Here is a 16067-nt window from a genome sequence, read left to right as displayed (position 1 = left end):
CCGAGGGGATAGGACTACAGGCCTATCCCGCTTCCAGGAGTGTTAGATCATGCAAATCGGTATTGTTGGCCTTGGCAAGATGGGCGGCAACATTTCCATCCGCCTGACCCGCCATGGCCATGACGTGGTGGCCTTCGACCGTGATCCTGCCGTTACCGCCAAGGTCTGCGCGCAGGCCGAAGGGGGCCGCGCCACCGCCGCCACCGGGCTTGCGGACATGGTGGGCAAGCTTACGGGCCGCAAGATCATCTGGCTCATGCTGCCCGCAGGTGAAGTGACCGAGCAGGCGGTGCAGGAACTCGGCAAGCTGATGGGGAAAGGCGACATCGTGATCGATGGTGGCAATTCCTTCTACAAGGATGACATCCGTCGTGCTGCCGAACTGGTCAAGAAGGGCATCGACTATGTTGATGTCGGCACCTCGGGCGGCGTGTGGGGGCTGGAGCGCGGCTACTGCATGATGTACGGCGGCACCAGGGAAGCTACCGACCATATCGATCCCATCCTGTCAGCCCTGGCACCGGGCATTGGCGACATCGCGCGCACGCCGGGCCGCGACAAGCCCGGTTTCGACCCGCGCGCCGAGCAGGGCTACCTGCATTGTGGCCCGGCGGGTTCGGGCCACTTCGTGAAGATGGTCCATAACGGCATCGAATACGGCATCATGCAGGCCTTCGCCGAAGGGTTTGACGTGATGAAGTCCAAGAACACCGATGCCCTGCCCGAGAACCAGCGTTTCGACCTGAACATGGCCGACATTGCCGAGGTGTGGCGGCGCGGCAGCGTGGTCTCGTCGTGGCTGCTCGACCTTTCGGCCAGCGCGCTGGCGGGCAATCCGGACCTGTCGAACTACAAGGGCGACGTGGCCGATTCCGGCGAGGGGCGCTGGACCATCGAGGCCGCGATCGAGGAGGCGGTGCCCGTGCCCGTCATCACCGCCTCGCTGTTCACGCGCTTCCGCTCGCGCACCGGCAACAACTTTGCCGAGAAGATGCTCTCTGCCATGCGTTTCGGCTTTGGCGGTCACATTGAGGGTACGAATAACTGACCCGACGCCTGGCCGGTAACTGACAGCCTGCCCGGATGCTAGGCATCTGGGCAGGCTCTGGCTGTTCCCCATGAAATGACAGCGCTTAATGACTGCAACCGGAACAGCCGGGGGAGGATTATAGCGAACACAGTTCAGGGACAGCAGCACAATGGAAAACATTATTGCTTCGGCAGTCTCGCAGGTTGGCGATACGCACCATGAAGCCGCCCCCCGGCGCAGCCCGCCGGGGTCGTTTGTCATCTTTGGCGGTGGTGGCGACCTGACCCGCCGCCTCCTATTGCCTGCCATATACAACCTGGCCTGCGCCGGGTTGCTTGATGATGGCTTTGGCATCGTGGCCGTTGACCGCGCGGACCTGACCGACGGGCAGCTGCGCGAGAACGTGCGCACGGCCCTTGAGGATTTTACCGCCCGCCGGGGGGCCGAGGCCGTCAAGCTGCGCGAGGATGTCTGGGCCTGGATGCTGCCGCGCATCCGCTACGTGCAGGGCGACTTTGAATCCGAGCAGACCTATCAGGCCGTAGCCGATGTCACGGCAGGGCAGAACTGCATTTTCTACCTTGCCGTTGCGGCCCGCTTCTTCGGCCCGATCGTGGACCGGCTGGGCGAGGCGGGGCTGGTGCGTGAAGGCCCGGACGCCTTCCGCCGCGTGATCGTGGAAAAACCCTTCGGCCACGACCTGCAATCGGCCATCGCACTCAATACAAGGCTGCTCAACACGCTCGAGGAGCAGCAGATCTACCGCATCGACCATTATCTGGGTAAGGAGACGGTGCAGAACATCCTCGCCCTGCGCTTCTCCAACGGGTTTTTCGAGCCGCTCTGGAACCGCCAGAACATCGACCACGTCCAGATCACCGCCGCCGAGACCGTGGGCGTGGAACAGCGCGCCAGATTCTATGAAGGCACCGGCGCCCTGCGCGACATGGTGCCCAACCACGTCATGCAGCTCCTGGCCATGACGGCGATGGAAGCGCCCATCTCGTTCGATGCCGATGCCGTGCGCAACGAAAAGACCAAGGTGCTCGACGCCATCCACCCCCTTGCCCCCGCCGATGTGGTGCGCGGGCAGTACGCGCCGGGCATGGTGGGGAAAAAAGCCGTGCCGGGTTACCGGCAGGAGCCGGGCGTTGACCCCCATTCCCTGACCGAGACGTATGTGGCCATGAAATTCGGCATCGACAACTGGCGCTGGGCGGGGGTGCCGTTTTACGTGCGCACCGGCAAGCGGCTGGCCGCGCGCAAGACCGAGATCGCCATCCACTTCAAGTCCGCGCCCTATGCCCTGTTCCGTGACACGCCGGTAGACAAGCTGGCCCCCAATATCATGGTCATCCACATCCAGCCGACCGAGGGGGTGACCATGCAGTTCTCGGCGAAGATTCCCGGCCCCTCGGTCAGGCTGGGGGGCGTGCGCATGAAGTTCGATTACGCCGAATGGTTCAGCGAAGGACCGAGCACGGGCTATGAGACCCTGATCTATGACTGCATGATCGGCGATGCCACGCTGTTCCAGCGCGCCGACAATATCGAGGCAGGCTGGCGCGCCGTGCAGCCGGTGCTGGACTGGGGGCAGGATGCCCACAGCCTTGCCTTTTACGCCGCCGGCAGCGAAGGGCCGGAAGCCGCCGATGCCCTGCTGGCCCGCGACCACCGCCACTGGCTTAAGATTGGATGATGCCCATGACCGCACCCGTCTCCCGCCCGCATGCCGTCAGGCTTGTGGTGTCCGATATTGATGGCACCCTGATTACGCCTGAGCGCGTCATCACCCCCGCAGCCCACAAGGCGGCGGCCGACCTGCGGGCGGCGGGCATAAAACTCAGCCTCATCAGCAGCCGCGCCCCACGCGGCATGATGCAGTTTGTCCGCGCCCTTGATATTCGCGAGCCCATCGCCGGGCTCAATGGCGGGCTGATCTGCGCGCCTGATGGCACCATCCGCGAGCGCCTGTCGCTTGAGCCGGTGGTGGCGCAAAGGGCGGTTGAATTCCTGATCGACCACGGGGTCGAGCCGTGGCTGTTCATCGGCCATGACTGGCTGGTGCGCCGTGATGACACGCCACAGGTCGCCCATGAGAGCGAAGTGGTGCAGACCACGCCCGTGCGGGTGGATGATTTTGCCGGTCATTATGTCAATGTGGGCAAGATCATGGGTGTGGCCAGCGACCCGGCAGCATTGCCGGGCGTGGAACGAGACCTTGCAAACATGCTGGGGGGGAAGGCGAGCGTACACCAGTCCTCGGCCATCTACCTTGATATTACGCACCCGCAGGCGAACAAGGGCTATGCGGCAAAAGAACTGGCCAAATTGCTGGATATTGATATCCGGGATACGGCATGCATCGGGGATATGAACAACGACATCCCCATGCTGAAGGAAGCGGGGGTCAGCATCGCGATGGGCAACGCGCTTGATAACGTCAAGGCCCATGCCCGTTTCGTGACCCGGCCCAATACCGATGATGGCTGGGCCTACGCGATGGAAAACTTTGTCCTGCCCCGCCCCTGAGGCGCGCGGCACAGAAGGGAGAGGCAACATGCCCCACGACGCAGCCGGAACACCGGCAGGCCAGATCAGGCTGGTGCTGGCCGATGTGGATGGCACACTGGTCACGAAGGACAAGATCCTGACCCCACGCGCCATCCGCGCGGTCGAGCGCCTGCGCGAGCGGGGCATCCTTTTCACCATAACCAGCGGCCGCCCGCCCAAGGGCATGAAGATGGTGATCGACCCGCTGAAAATTTCCGAGCCGATCGCGGGCTTCAATGGCGGCATGATGGTCAGGCCCGATTTTACCGTCATCGAGGCCCGCACCCTGCCTGCCGACACCGCGCGCAAGGTGATCGGCATCATCCGCGACCACAGGGCCGACCCGTGGATGTATAATGGCAATGACTGGATCGTCTCGAAACTCGAGGCCCCGCATGTGGCGCGCGAGCAGTGGACCGTGAAGTTCCCGCCCGTGGTGGGCGATGTCGAGGCAAAGCTGGACCAGGTGGTCAAGATCACCGGGGTGAGTGATGACCTTGAGTTGATGAAGCGCCTCGAGCATGACCTGCAGCAGGCGCTGGGCGATACCGCCTCCGCTGCCCTGTCGCAGCCCTACTACGTGGACGTGACCAATAAAGACGCCAACAAGGGCGGCGTGGTGATGGCGCTCGAGCGCCTGCTGGGCATTCCCGCCAGCCAGATGGTGACCCTGGGCGACCAGCCCAATGACGTGCTGATGTTCCGCAAGAGCGGCATGTCGATCGCCATGGGACAGGCAAGCCCGGAGGTGCAGAAGCAGGCGACCCATGTCTCCACCTCGTGCGAGGAGGAAGGATTCGCCAATGGAATCGAGAAATTCGTGCTGGGGGATGCATGACATGACAGCAGGACACGACGTGAAAACCGGGGCCATGGTGGTCCTGCCCGATGCCGAGGCCATTGCGCAGCACATGGCGAAATGGCTGACGGAACAGGCGCTGGCAAAAAAAGAGGGGGCGTTCGTGATCGCGCTGTCGGGCGGGTCCACGCCCAGGCGGCTGTACCAGATCCTGGCCTCCGCCGAATACCGCGACCGCTTCCCGTGGGCGAACACGCAGTTCTTCTTTGGCGATGAACGCTTCGTGCCCGAGAGCGATGCGGCCAGCAACTACAACATGGTCGAGACCGAGATGCTGGCGCACGTCAAGGTGCCACCCGCCAACGTGCATCCCATGCCCACCTCGGGCGACCCGGTGCAGGCGGCAGCGAAATACCAGGCGGAGCTCGAGGCGGTTTATGGCGCAAAGGTGCTGGAACCCGGCCGCCCGCTCTTCGATGTGGTGATGCTGGGCCTGGGCGATAACGGGCATACCGCATCGCTCTTTCCCCGCCAGCCGGTGCTGGAGGAGAAAAAGCTCTGGGTCTCGACCTGCGTGCCCGATGATGCGCCGCATACGCGCCTCACGCTGACCTATCCCGCCATCCATTCCAGCCGCCATGTGGTGTTCATGCTGGCAGGTGCGGGCAAGCGCGAAGCCTTTGTAAAGGTGCGCGCGGGCGACCCGGCGGAGCCTGCCAGCCATATCACCACCGAGGGTGAACTCATCTGGCTTATGGACAAGGCGGCGGCAGGGCAATAAGTGCGGGAAGGTGTCGTGCCCGCACGGCACTGTCAGGCAATAAAAATGACGGGGCACCCGTAGCCGGGATGCCCTGCAGGAAGAGGAAACAGCGCATGTCCACCCATAACGCGGACCCACGGGCAGAACTGAAGCGGCAGGCCGCCATCGAAGCCGCCGACATGGTCAAGGACGGCATGGTGGTCGGCCTTGGCTCGGGCAGCACGTCGGCCTTCATGATCGAGGAGCTGGGCCGCCGCTGGGCGGAAGGCCTGCGCTTCTGCGCCATTCCCACCTCCGAGCGCTCGGCCGAGCAGGCGCGCTCGCACGGCATCAGGCTGGTCACCTTCGCCACCCATCCGCAGATCGATATCGACATCGATGGCGCCGACGAGGTCGAGCGTGGCTCGCTCAACCTGATCAAGGGGCTGGGGGGCGCGCTGTTCCGCGAGAAGATCGTGGCCGCCGCCGCGCGCAAATTCGTGGTGGTGGTCGATGACAGCAAGCTTGTCGACCGCCTTGGCACGCGCGTGCCGGTGCCGGTGGAGGTCGCCAATTTCGGCTGGACCAGCACCGCCCGCCAGCTTGAAGCGCTGGGGGCAAAGATCACCCAGCGGCTGGACCGGGGCGGCAATGTGTTCGTGACCGATGGCGGCAACATGATCCTTGACTGTCACTTTGGCCCGATTGCCGATTCCGCCTCCCTGCAGCGCCAGCTCGAGCAGATCGTGGGCGTGATCGAGACCGGGCTGTTCATTGGTCGCACGTCGGAGGTGATCGTGGCCACCGCCGATGGCCTGCAGCGGCTGGGCGTGGCATGACCGGGCGCACCTTGCAGGACCAGGGCATCAGGCCGCTGGTCCTGGTCATCATGGGGGTTTCGGGCTGTGGCAAGACCACGCTGGCCGAAGGGCTGCACAACGTGCTGGGCTGGCCCTATCAGGAAGGCGACCTGCTGCACCCGCGCGCCAATGTGGAAAAAATGGCCGCGGGCATTCCCTTGACTGATGCCGACCGCCTGCCCTGGCTTGAGCAATGCCATAAATGGCTGCTGGGGCGCGTGGCGTCAGGGCAGGGGGGCATCCTGACCTGCTCGGCGCTCAAGCGTTCCTACCGCGACCTGCTGCGCGCGGACGGGGCGGCGGATATCGTGTTCATCTATCTCGAAATTCCTGAAGATACGCTCTACGACCGCCTCAAGCGCAGGCGCGGGCATTACATGCCGCCCAGCCTGCTGCCCAGCCAGCTTGCAACGCTCGAGCCGCCTGCGGCGGATGAGCACCCCATCGTGGTGCATCTTGAGGAGACGCCCGCCGCCCTCATTGCCGAGACGCTTGGAATTCTTGCGCAGAAATTCCCCGAGCGCAAAGAGGGCTAGATGACCAGCCGCCCTGCCGTCCTGTTCGTGTGCATGGGCAATATCTGCCGCTCGCCGCTGGCCGAGGCCGCGTTGCGGCAGGCAGCGCAGGCGGCCGGGCTGGAGGTGGTGGTCGATTCGGCGGGCACGGGCAACTGGCATGCCGGCTCGCCACCCGACCGCAGGGCCCGTGCCGTGGCGCTCCAGCACGGCATCGACATGGGCCGCTACCGCGCCCGCGTGGTCCGGCCTGCCGATTTTACCCGCTTTACCCACATCATCGCCCTCGATCACGCCAACCTTGCGCATCTGCGTGCCATGCGGCCGGAGGGGGCGCGTGCCGAACTGTCGCTGCTGCTCGACCACGTGCCCGGCAGGCAGGGGGAGGCGGTGGCCGATCCGTATTATGGCGATGCCAGCGGGTTCGAGACCACATGGCGCGATGTCAGCGCCGGGGCGCAGGCGCTGGTCAGGCTGCTGAAGGCCCGGCCATGAGCCGCCTCGCCCGCCATGCCGCCACCCTGCTGGGCTCAGGGCTGTGGAACTGGCATCCGCTTCAGGGCGGCGATATTGCCCAGACCCTGCTGGTCTACCTTAATGACGGGCGCACGGTGGTGGCCAAGAATGGCCCCGACCCGCTGGCCGAGGCCGCCATGCTGCGCGCTCTTGGCGGCAGTGGTGCGCCGGTGCCCGCTGTCCTGGCGGTGGATGCGGATGCATTGGTGATGGAATACCGGCCCATGGAGGGCACGCTGGCCACCTGCTGGGGCGATCTGGGCCGCGTGCTGGCACAGGTGCATGAAGGCCGCCCCGAAGGCGGCATGATCCGCTATGGCTGGCCGGGGGATTACGCCCTTGGCGCGGTCAGCGTATGCAACACATGGGCCGATCGCTGGCCCGAATTCTGGGCCGCGCAGCGCCTGGGCGTACATCTGGCGCATGTGCCCATTGACGTGGCCCGCCGCCTTGAACAGCTCATGCGCCGCCTGCCCGACCTGCTGCCCGCAACACCTGCGCCCGCCCTGCTGCATGGCGATCTGTGGAGTGGCAACGTGCTGGTGGCGCACCGGCGCGTGACCGGCCTGATCGACCCGTGCTGCTATTACGGCCATGCGGAGGTAGATCTGGCAACCGTGGGCGTGTTCTCGCAGCCGCCGGCAGCGTTCTACATGGCCGGGGGCCCGCTGGAGCCGGGCCATGCGGTGCGTTTTGCCATTTATCGGCTGTGGATCGCGCTGGTGCACCTGCGCCTGTTTGGCGCGACATACCGGCCCATGGTGGCGCAGTATCTTGATGATGCCGGGGTGGGCTAAAAAACGGACGTTTTCGGGTGCTGCCTTTTTTCAAAAAAGTCGATGTTCTTCCTGAAGCTTTTTGAAAAAAGCTTCACCAAGAACTTTTCTACTTAATCTCTTATGGAGACAGTCTTGATTTTGGGAGGGCACCATAAAGTGGCGCGAGTGACGGGGCTCGAACCCGCGACCTCCGGCGTGACAGGCCGGCGCTCTAACCAACTGAGCTACACCCGCATCCGCTGCAACCCCGTGGGGTGGCAACCATTCGGTGAAAGGGCAAATAACAGGCTGGCCCCGCCATGGCAACAGGGCAGGCGAAAAAAAAACGCCATGATCTTCCGATTCATGGCGTTTTTCAGGGGCGGGCCTGTAATCAGGCAGGAATTTCCACGCCTTCAAGCACAACGGCCAGGCCACTCACGGTTGCGGCAATGCGCACGGCGGTCTGGATCTGCTCGGTGCTCATGCCCGCCGTGCGGAGCTGCTGCTCATGGCTTTCCATGCACATGCCGCAGCCATTGATGGACGATACCGCCATGGACCACAGCTCGAAATCGGCCTTCTCCACGCCGGGCCGCGCAATGATGTTCATGCGCAGGCGCGCAGGCATCTTGGCATAGTCGCCGCCCACAAGGTGCACGAAGCGGTAATAGACATTGTTCATGCCCATGATGGCGGCCGCCGCCCGGGCGGCTTCCAGCGCTTCGGGGGTGAGCTTGGGGCCATACTCGGCCACGAGCGCATGGGTCAGCGCCGTGTTGCGCGTGGCGATGGCGGAGGCGACAAACGTGCCGCCAAGCTGCTGGGGCGTAAGCGTTATGTCATTGGCCAGCGAGCCGAGGTTGAGCTTGAGGTCCTTGGCGTAGTCGGGCAGCGCGGCCTTGATGGAGTCGATCGACACGGGCTTTCTCCATGGATGTCAGGGGATATGAGGGGGCATGGCCCCGCCTGTCCCCACCCCTGTGTGCAGCATCTGGGCGCGGCAGGGGTCGGGGCAGGCGGCGCGGGCTGCCGCGCGGGCCATGACCCGCGCGGAAACCCGGACTGGAAAGGGATCAGGCCTTGATGAAGGCGTCGCCCTTGTTCCAGTTGCACGGGCACAGCTCGTCGCTCTGCAGCCCGTCGAGGATGCGCAGCACCTCCTGCGGGTTGCGGCCAACCGACAGGTCATTGACGCTGACATGGCGGATGATGCCCTCGGGGTCGACAATGAAAGTGGCGCGCAGCGCGGCGCCTGCCTGCTGGGCCATCACGCCGCAGCTTTCGATCAGCTCGCGCTTGATGTCGGCCAGCATCGGGATCTCGAGGTTCTTGAGGTCCTCGTGGTTCAGGCGCCAGTTCAGGTGCACGAAGGCGCTGTCGATCGACACGCCATACACCACGGCGTCACGGTCCTTGAACTCGCCGTTGAGCTTGCCGAAGGCCACGATCTCGGTCGGGCAGACGAAGGTGAAGTCGAGCGGCCAGAAGAACACGACCTTCCACTTGCCTTCGTTGCATGCGTCCGTGATCTGCACGAACTCGCCCTTGAGCCCTTCGGGCCCACCGGGAACGGCGGTCAGGTTGAAGGCGGGAAACTTGTCACCGACTGTCAGCATCAGGAAATCTCCTGTTTGGGTTAAAATATGAAACGGGGCGTTATCACAACCCGGCAACTGTATCTATGACGGGGATGCTGCTATCATGCCAGTGAATAATTCATACGTATATTGATCGGCATTATCGATGCTTCCGATGCCTTCCGCCCAGCAGCTCCGTTATCTGGTCTCGTTGGCCGAACTGCGTCATTTTGGCCGCGCGGCCAAGGCCTGCGCCGTAACCCAGTCCACGCTTTCCGCCGGTATCCTGGCCCTTGAGCGCCAGATGGATGTGCAGCTGCTCGACCGTGAGGTGGGCAAGAAAGTCGTGTTCACCCCCCTAGGGGACAGGGTGGTGTGCCAGGCCCGCCACGCGCTCGAGGCCCTGCAGGGCGTGCTCGACATGGCCGTGGCCTCGCGCGAGCCGATGAGCGGGCTTTTGCGGCTGGGCGTCATTCCCACCATCGGGCCGTTTGTCATGCCGACCCTCGTGGCCCGCCTGCCGGGCCAGTATCCCCGCCTGCGCCTGTCGCTGAGCGAGGACCTGACCCATAACGTGATGGAAAAACTGGCGCGGGGGCGACTTGACCTCGTGCTGCTGGCCATGCCGTGCGACTGCGCCGATAGCGAGACCCTGCCGCTGTGGCGCGACCCCTTCATGCTGGTCATGCCGCGCGCACACCCGTTTGCCCGCCTTGACGTGGTGCCGGTGCCCGACCTTGCGCATGAGCGCATGATCCTGCTCGAGGACGGGCACTGCCTGCGCGAGCAGACGCTGGCCATGTGCCGCCAGGCGGGGGAGTGGTCGCGCCCGGAGGACGAGACGCAGTGCGCCGTCACCTCGCTGTTCACCCTGGTGGAAATGGTGGCCGCGGGCATGGGGCTGGCCCTGCTGCCGCAACTGGCGGTCGAATCGCCGCTGATGGACTGGACCCGCCTGACCGTGCGCCCCGTAAGCGGCGCGCAGGCCTGGCGCACGATCGGGCTGGCCTGGCGGCCGCGCTCGCCCCGCATGGCGGATTTCCACGCCATTGCCCCGCTTTTTGTGCCAGATTCGATCCCGCAGGCGAATTCCCTGCTGTAAATGGCGCCAGAATCCGCCGCTGGAGTTGACTCCGGGCGCAGGGAAGGGTATTCGGGCGCCTCTTTTGCGGCACATCGCCGCTAGTCGAGGGTCGGATCATGAAAATCAGAAACAGCCTGAAATCGGCCAAGGTTCGGGACAAGGACTGCCGTGTGGTCCGTCGCCGTGGCAAGGTCTACGTCATCAACAAGAAGAACCCGCGCATGAAGGCCCGTCAGGGCTGATTGCCAGGCGGCCTTGACCGTCCGGTTCATCTTTGAACAGCCGCAAAGCCGCGCAGGCAGGTTTTCAGTAACCTGTGTGCGTGGCTTTGCGTGCGTACTCATGCTTGCAGCCAGCCTGTTGCCCCTGCAGGCCCATGCGGCAGATGCTTCGGCCCATGGGCTTGACCGGCACGCAGGTCCTCCCGCCAGGGCGCAGGGCAGCACAGCGGCCGAGCCATCGCTTGACAGCCTCGAGACGGAACTGGCCCATGCGGCCACCGCGCGCGGCGCGCGCGACCTGCTCGGGCGCATCGAGCAGTTGCGCCTGAAGGATCTGGCCCCCACCACCACGTTGCTTGTGCGCCGCGCGCAGGACGACCTTGACGCCCAGCGCCCGCTCGATGCCGAGCAGGACATGGATGATGCCCTGCTGCTCCAGCCCGATGTTGAGGTGCTGTGGCGCAACCGCGCGCAGGCCCGCCTGGCCGCTGCCAACCCCGATGGCGCGGTGGCCGACCTTGGCGTGGCGCTGCACCATGACGGGCGCGATGTCATGGCCTGGAAGATCCTGCAGGAGACGGAAGAGCAGCGCGGCGACTGGCAGGCCGCGTGGAAAGCATGGCAGCATGTGGTGCAGCTTGAGCCCACCATTCCCGATGCCGCCCACCAGACCGAGCAGTTGCGCCTGAAGGCCTTTGGCCAGCCCACCTGAAAAATCTCATTAAACGATAAAAGTTTTTGGTGAAGCTTTTTTCAAAAAGCTTCGAAGAACGCCGCCTTTTTGAAAAAAGGCGGCACCCAAAAACGTTTGATCCTGATCCTTGCCTATCAGCGGTCCGTCAGGCGGAACTCGATGCGGCGGTTGCGGGCATAGGCCTCTGCCGTGGTGCCGTTATCAAGCGGCTGGTAGTCCGAAAAGCCGGTCGCGGCCAGATGGTGCGGGTTGATGCCCTCGGCAATCAGCAGCTTGACCACCGTAATGGCGCGCTCGGATGACAGCTCCCAGTTGCTGGGGAAGGCGGTGTGGATGGGCAGCCGGTCGGCATGGCCATCCACGCGCAGGATCCACGGCACATCGGGTGGAATCTGGGCGGCGACCTGCCGCAGCGTTCTGGCCAGGATCTTGATCTGCTCCACGCCCTCGGGCGAGAGGTCGGCACTGCCGACGGGGAACAGCACCTCGCTTTGGAACACGAAGCGGTCGCCCACGATCTGCACGCCCTTGTGGTCCTGCATCACGCTGCGCAGGCGGCCAAAGAATTCCGAGCGGTACTGCTGCAGCTGCTCCACCTTGCGCGCCAGCGCCACGTTGAGCTGCATGCCAAGGTTGTCGATCTTGTGGTCGCGCTCCTGCACGGCCTGTTCGCTCACCTCGAGTGCGGCGCTGACGGCGCTGAGCTGCGCGTTGAGCTGGGCCAGCTGCGCATCAAGGGCAGAGGCGTGGCTCTGGGCGGTGTCGCGCTCGCTGGTCTGCTGGTTGAGCTGGGCGTTGAGCGAGGTGGCGGTGGCCACGTCCGCCTCGTGCTCCTTGTGCAGGGTGGCGATCTCGGTCTGCAGCGCTGTGGTGTGGCTGTGCTCGAGCGAGAGCATCTGGGCCAGGCGGGCCACCTCGTGCTCGAGCTGGTCAAGGGCCTGCTGGCGCTTGTTCAGGGTTACGGACAGGAAAGCCTGCCCCAGAACAAACACCAGCAGCACGAAGATGATGACCATGAGCAGTGTTGACAGCGCATCAACATAGCCCGGCCAGGCATTCAGTTCGGAACGGATCGAGCGACGGGAACGGCGCGCCATGAAATAAACCTTGCCTTGATCTGCGGTCAGGAAGCGGAGTGGCCCGTTCCGGGCGTGCTCGCGGCAATGGTGCGCGCAAGCAGGCGCAGGTCGTTGCGGATGTCGGCTGCCATCTGCTCACGGCCTGCCGCCGATTCCTGCACAAGGCGGGCCAGCAGGGATTCGATGCCCTGCAGGTGGTCCTCGCCCCGGTTGTCGGCCAGCTGGGCCAAGCGGTCGTTCAGCGCGGTGAGCAGGCGCTGCTCCTGGGCGCGCGTTTCCTCGCTGCGGGCCATGAGGGCCTGCAGCTTTTCCATGTTCTCGGCGGTGTGCTCGAGCAGCGCCTGCACATAGGCAGGCACGCTCGCATCATTGCCGCCAACCTGCAGCCCGCCTGCCGAGAGGCGGGTGATGGTGGCCAGCCATTCCTCAAGCTCGTTGAAGAAGCGGGTCTGGGCCTGGCCTGCCGTCAGGTCAAGGAAGCCCAGCACAAGGGCGCCTGCCAGGCCGAACATCGAGCCCGAGAACGCGGTACCCATGCCATGCAGCGGGCCTGCCAGCCCGGTCTTGAGCTGGTCGAACATGGCGTTGGTGTCGCCATTGCCCACCGACATGTTGCCAATCACATCGGCAATGGAGCCCACGGTCAGCAGCAGGCCATAGAACGTGCCGAGCAGGCCGAGGAAGATGAGCAGCCCGGTGAGGTAGCGCGAAAGCTCGCGCCCCTCGTCAAGGCGGGCGGAGAGGCTGTCGAGCAGCGACTGCATGACGGGGGCGGACAGCGTGAGCCTGCGGCCCTTGTCATGCGTGGCCAGCATCGAGGCCATGGGGGCGAGCAGGCGCGGCGGCGGCGGCGTGGTCAGTCCCTCACGCGGGTGGCGCAGGATGTTGACCCAGCGCACCTCGGGGATGAGGCGCAGGATCATGATGATGTTCCACGCCACGCCGAGCACGAGGATGCCGATGATCAGGCCATCAAGATAGGGATTGTTGCAGAACGCCTGATAGAGGGTGGGGGAAAGCAGGGCTGCGACAACCCCGACAGCCAGAAGAAACACAAGAACCCGAAAAAGGTAGGTCGTCGGTCGTGTCACGCAGTGGTTTCCTTAATGCGCCGGTGGCTCGGTTTGGGTGGTTGAGGCCACCACACCGGAACGGGTCACGTCAACACAATCCGCACCCGCGCCCTGGGCGTTTTCATCAGGCAGTCCGATGGCGCGCACATAGATGCGGGTGGGGGCCACGCCCGCATGGATCAGGACCGAACGCACGGCAAGCCCGCGGCTCAAGGCAACCCGCCGTGGCGTTGAGGGATCATCGGGGCGGCCTTCGCCATAGGCCACGATGTTGATGTGCTGGTCAGGCAGCTTCTGCATGAGTGTTGCAAATGTTTGCAGGGCCGCGATCATGCGCGGATTCATGTCGGCTGACTGGATGTTGAAGTGCAGGCGCGTGCCACCCGTCACCTTTTCCGCCCGGCCGCGTGCCTGCGGGTCGGGCTTGACCTCGGGCGGGGGCGTGAAGGGGTGCAGCGGCACATGTGTCTCGGGCGGGTGCAGCACCGGGTTATCGGGGGGCCTGGCGGCTACGGGCGGCAGGGCGGCAATGGCGGCGGCGGGGGCCACGGCGTTGGTGCTGCTGCTTGGCATGGGTGCTGCGGCTGGAGCGTGCGTGCTGGCCGGGGCTGTTGCGGTCGGCGCTGCCGCCGCGGGACTGGCTGGCTGCGGTGCCGGGGTCGCTACGTGGCGGGTGGCGGGTGGCGGGGTGGTGGCAGCGTTGCGGGGGCGGGAAGTGGGCGTGGGAGGCACCTGGGCTGCTGGCGGCGCGCTGGTCGCACTGTCCGGCGCATCAGGCGTGGTGGCGCCCGACAGGCTCATGCTGCCGCCATCGGGCAGCATGGCAGGGCGTTTTTTGGGCGCGCCAAGGGCATCCAGCGCGCTCTTGCTGGTGGTGACCTGTGCCTGCGCGCTGCCCAGCAGGGCGCAGGTGGCAACGCCCAGCACGGCCAGCACGCGCGCGGACCGGCGGGGAAGGGAGGGGAATAAGTGCTGCATTATGCCCGGCAGGCTACCGGGCCGCAGGCGGGGGCGCAATCGGCAAACGGGCCACGGGGGCCCGTGCCGTGCATCAGCCGATGCTGCTGGCCACGAGTTCGCGCAGCGGGCCGTGCATGTGGGGGTTGCCCACCACTGCATCGATGGAGGCGGGGAGATCGTTCAGATCCTCGCCCGCCGGGTCGGTTGCGTAGCCACCGGCCTCGCGCACGAGCAGGATGCCCGCTGCGCAGTCCCACGGCTTGATGCCCAGCTCCCAGTAGCCATCATACCGGCCTGCCGCGACCCAGGCGAGGTCGAGGGCGGCGGCGCCGAATCGGCGGATGCCAGCAACCTGCGGCATGAGAGCGCCCAGCGTGCGGGCAAATGACAGGCGGTTGCGCGCCGAGACCTTGGCAAACGGGATGCCGGTGGCGAACAGTGCCTCGTTCATCGACCGGCGGGCGGATACGCGCAGGCGGCGGTCGTTGAGGAACGCGCCTACGCCCTTTTCGGCCCAGAACATCTCGTTGACCACGGGGTTGTACACCAGCCCCGCCACGATCTCGATCGTGCCATCGGGCAGGCGGCGCTGCAGGCCGATGGAAATGGCCCAGTGTGGCACGCCGTGCAGGAAGTTTGTGGTGCCATCGAGCGGGTCGATCACCCATCGCCATGTCCAGCCCTCGCTGCCCGAGGCCCCGCTTTCTTCCATCAGGAAGGCGTAGCCGGGCCGGGCGCGGGCCAGTTCCTCGTGGATGGTGGTTTCGGCCCGCAGGTCGGCCTGCGAGACGAAATCGCCAGGCCCCTTGATGCTGACCTGAAGCTGCTCGACTTCGCTGAAGTCACGCAGAAGGCGGCGCGCGGCCTTCTGGGCAGCGTTCTGCATCACCGTCATATGGGGAGAGAGTCGCATTGCCACGGTGATCGGTCCTGTCTGGTTCGGCGGTGGAACGGGTGTAGGGGGTGAAGGAAAGGCGGGTTGCGGCCTGCGGGCAGGCAGGCCACGGCCCCTGTGGGCTCAGGACTTGGCGCGCTCGACGTAGCTGCTGTCCTCGGTGCGGACCACGATGCGCTCGCCAGCTTCAATGAAGGGGGGCACCATGGTCTTGACACCATTGGACAGGCGGGCGGGCTTGTAGGACGAGCTTGCCGTCTGGCCCTTGACCACCGGGTCAGCCTCGACCACCTCGAGCGTCACCTGTGCTGGCAGCACCACGCCAACCGGGTCGCCTTCAACGAGGTTGAGCACCAGGGTCATGTTGTCCTGCAGGAAGGGGGCCTGATCGCCCAGCAGGTCAAGCGGCAGGAGCAGCTGCTCGAAGGTCTCGGGGTCCATGAGCACGATGTTGTCGCCGTCCATGTAGGAGTAGGTGTATTCCTTCTCCTCGGTCATCAGGCGTTCAACGGTGTCGGCGGTGCGCCAGCGCTCGTTGGTCTTGTTGCCGGTCTTGAGGTCGCGCATTTCCACCTGGATGAATGCGCCGCCCTTGCCCGGCGTGATGATCTGCTGCTTCAGGACCGTCCAGCGACGGCCGTCGTGCTCGATGACCTGCCCGGCACGGATCAGGTTTGCCTGCTGCTTCATGGTGGTCCCTGTATGGTT

General features: G+C 65.0%; 19 protein-coding genes and 1 tRNA gene. 12 read left to right on the top strand and 8 right to left on the bottom strand.

Translation table 11 applies throughout. The features are described from left to right. Positions 1-49 precede the first annotated feature (49 nt). The 9 genes from gnd to OQZ28_RS00510 all read left to right on the top strand — a co-directional run bounded on the left by gnd (position 50) and on the right by OQZ28_RS00510 (position 7812). A complete protein-coding gene (gnd, locus tag OQZ28_RS00550; protein WP_458134835.1) occupies positions 50-1048 on the top strand; it encodes a phosphogluconate dehydrogenase (NAD(+)-dependent, decarboxylating) in 999 nt (332 codons plus the stop codon). A gap of 151 nt (positions 1049-1199) precedes the next feature. Then, on the top strand, positions 1200-2729 hold the full coding sequence (zwf, locus tag OQZ28_RS00545; RefSeq protein WP_458134834.1) for a glucose-6-phosphate dehydrogenase: 1530 nt from the start codon (positions 1200-1202) through the stop codon (positions 2727-2729). Further along, a complete protein-coding gene (locus OQZ28_RS00540; protein ID WP_130732037.1) occupies positions 2726-3562 on the top strand; it encodes a Cof-type HAD-IIB family hydrolase in 837 nt (278 codons plus the stop codon). The genes zwf and OQZ28_RS00540 overlap by 4 nt, the downstream gene beginning before the upstream one ends. Before the next feature lie 28 nt (positions 3563-3590). After that, positions 3591-4421, top strand: coding sequence for a Cof-type HAD-IIB family hydrolase (locus tag OQZ28_RS00535; RefSeq protein WP_458134833.1), 831 nt, complete (start codon positions 3591-3593; stop codon positions 4419-4421). Further along, entirely contained in the window at positions 4414-5163 is a 750-nt protein-coding gene (pgl, locus tag OQZ28_RS00530; protein ID WP_458135015.1) for a 6-phosphogluconolactonase, read from the top strand. Before OQZ28_RS00535 ends, pgl begins: the two co-directional genes overlap by 8 nt. A 95-nt stretch (positions 5164-5258) precedes the next feature. After that, entirely contained in the window at positions 5259-5963 is a 705-nt protein-coding gene (gene rpiA / locus OQZ28_RS00525) for a ribose-5-phosphate isomerase RpiA (RefSeq protein WP_130732455.1), read from the top strand. Further along, complete coding sequence (locus tag OQZ28_RS00520) at positions 5960-6520, top strand: gluconokinase (RefSeq protein ID WP_165399198.1); 561 nt, start codon at positions 5960-5962, stop codon at positions 6518-6520. The genes rpiA and OQZ28_RS00520 overlap by 4 nt, the downstream gene beginning before the upstream one ends. Continuing rightward, positions 6521-6994 (top strand): low molecular weight protein-tyrosine-phosphatase, encoded by a 474-nt coding sequence (locus OQZ28_RS00515; RefSeq protein WP_458134832.1) that lies wholly within the window; start codon positions 6521-6523, stop codon positions 6992-6994. Beyond that, positions 6991-7812: a fructosamine kinase family protein gene (locus OQZ28_RS00510; RefSeq protein ID WP_458134831.1), complete on the top strand. Its 822-nt coding sequence runs from the start codon at positions 6991-6993 to the stop codon at positions 7810-7812. Before OQZ28_RS00515 ends, OQZ28_RS00510 begins: the two co-directional genes overlap by 4 nt. A gap of 139 nt (positions 7813-7951) precedes the next feature. Here the strand turns inward: OQZ28_RS00510 and OQZ28_RS00505 are convergent. The 3 genes from OQZ28_RS00505 to OQZ28_RS00495 form a co-directional block, all read right to left on the bottom strand. After that, positions 7952-8028 (bottom strand) — tRNA-Asp (locus OQZ28_RS00505). Positions 8029-8167: 139 nt separating this feature from the next. Next, the gene (locus tag OQZ28_RS00500; RefSeq protein WP_458134830.1) at positions 8168-8695 is read right to left on the bottom strand and encodes a carboxymuconolactone decarboxylase family protein; all 528 of its coding nucleotides are present in this window, start codon (positions 8693-8695) and stop codon (positions 8168-8170) included. Positions 8696-8849: 154 nt separating this feature from the next. Next, positions 8850-9392: a peroxiredoxin gene (locus OQZ28_RS00495; protein WP_130732451.1), complete on the bottom strand. Its 543-nt coding sequence runs from the start codon at positions 9390-9392 to the stop codon at positions 8850-8852. 127 nt (positions 9393-9519) lie between these two features. Here OQZ28_RS00495 and OQZ28_RS00490 point away from each other — a divergent pair, with 127 nt between their 5' ends. From OQZ28_RS00490 to OQZ28_RS00480, 3 genes are all read left to right on the top strand, one after another. After that, on the top strand, positions 9520-10455 hold the full coding sequence (locus OQZ28_RS00490; RefSeq protein ID WP_458134829.1) for a hydrogen peroxide-inducible genes activator: 936 nt from the start codon (positions 9520-9522) through the stop codon (positions 10453-10455). A 98-nt stretch (positions 10456-10553) separates the two neighbouring features. Continuing rightward, the gene (gene ykgO / locus OQZ28_RS00485) at positions 10554-10679 is read left to right on the top strand and encodes a type B 50S ribosomal protein L36 (RefSeq protein ID WP_003617324.1); all 126 of its coding nucleotides are present in this window, start codon (positions 10554-10556) and stop codon (positions 10677-10679) included. A 100-nt stretch (positions 10680-10779) separates the two neighbouring features. After that, positions 10780-11370 carry a tetratricopeptide repeat protein gene (locus tag OQZ28_RS00480; RefSeq protein WP_458134828.1) on the top strand — a complete coding sequence of 197 codons (591 nt, stop codon included), beginning with the start codon at positions 10780-10782 and terminating at the stop codon, positions 11368-11370. A gap of 116 nt (positions 11371-11486) precedes the next feature. On the opposite strand, the gene OQZ28_RS00475 is transcribed toward OQZ28_RS00480, so the two are convergent. The 5 genes from OQZ28_RS00475 to efp all read right to left on the bottom strand — a co-directional run bounded on the left by OQZ28_RS00475 (position 11487) and on the right by efp (position 16049). After that, the gene (locus tag OQZ28_RS00475) at positions 11487-12449 is read right to left on the bottom strand and encodes a peptidoglycan -binding protein (protein ID WP_458134827.1); all 963 of its coding nucleotides are present in this window, start codon (positions 12447-12449) and stop codon (positions 11487-11489) included. Between the two features lie 26 nt (positions 12450-12475). Then, entirely contained in the window at positions 12476-13522 is a 1047-nt protein-coding gene (locus OQZ28_RS00470; RefSeq protein ID WP_458134826.1) for a flagellar motor protein MotA, read from the bottom strand. A gap of 12 nt (positions 13523-13534) precedes the next feature. Beyond that, complete coding sequence (locus OQZ28_RS00465; protein WP_458134825.1) at positions 13535-14482, bottom strand: OmpA family protein; 948 nt, start codon at positions 14480-14482, stop codon at positions 13535-13537. 73 nt (positions 14483-14555) lie between these two features. Beyond that, a complete protein-coding gene (locus OQZ28_RS00460) occupies positions 14556-15377 on the bottom strand; it encodes an inositol monophosphatase family protein (RefSeq protein WP_165399199.1) in 822 nt (273 codons plus the stop codon). A 105-nt stretch (positions 15378-15482) separates the two neighbouring features. Continuing rightward, complete coding sequence (gene efp / locus OQZ28_RS00455; protein WP_061272374.1) at positions 15483-16049, bottom strand: elongation factor P; 567 nt, start codon at positions 16047-16049, stop codon at positions 15483-15485. Between the last annotated feature and the right edge of the window lie 18 nt (positions 16050-16067).

This window comes from Komagataeibacter sp. NFXK3 (assembly GCF_054182245.1).
The sequence above is the reverse complement of the archived record's forward strand: the minus strand, read 5'-3'. Positions and strand labels throughout refer to the sequence as shown.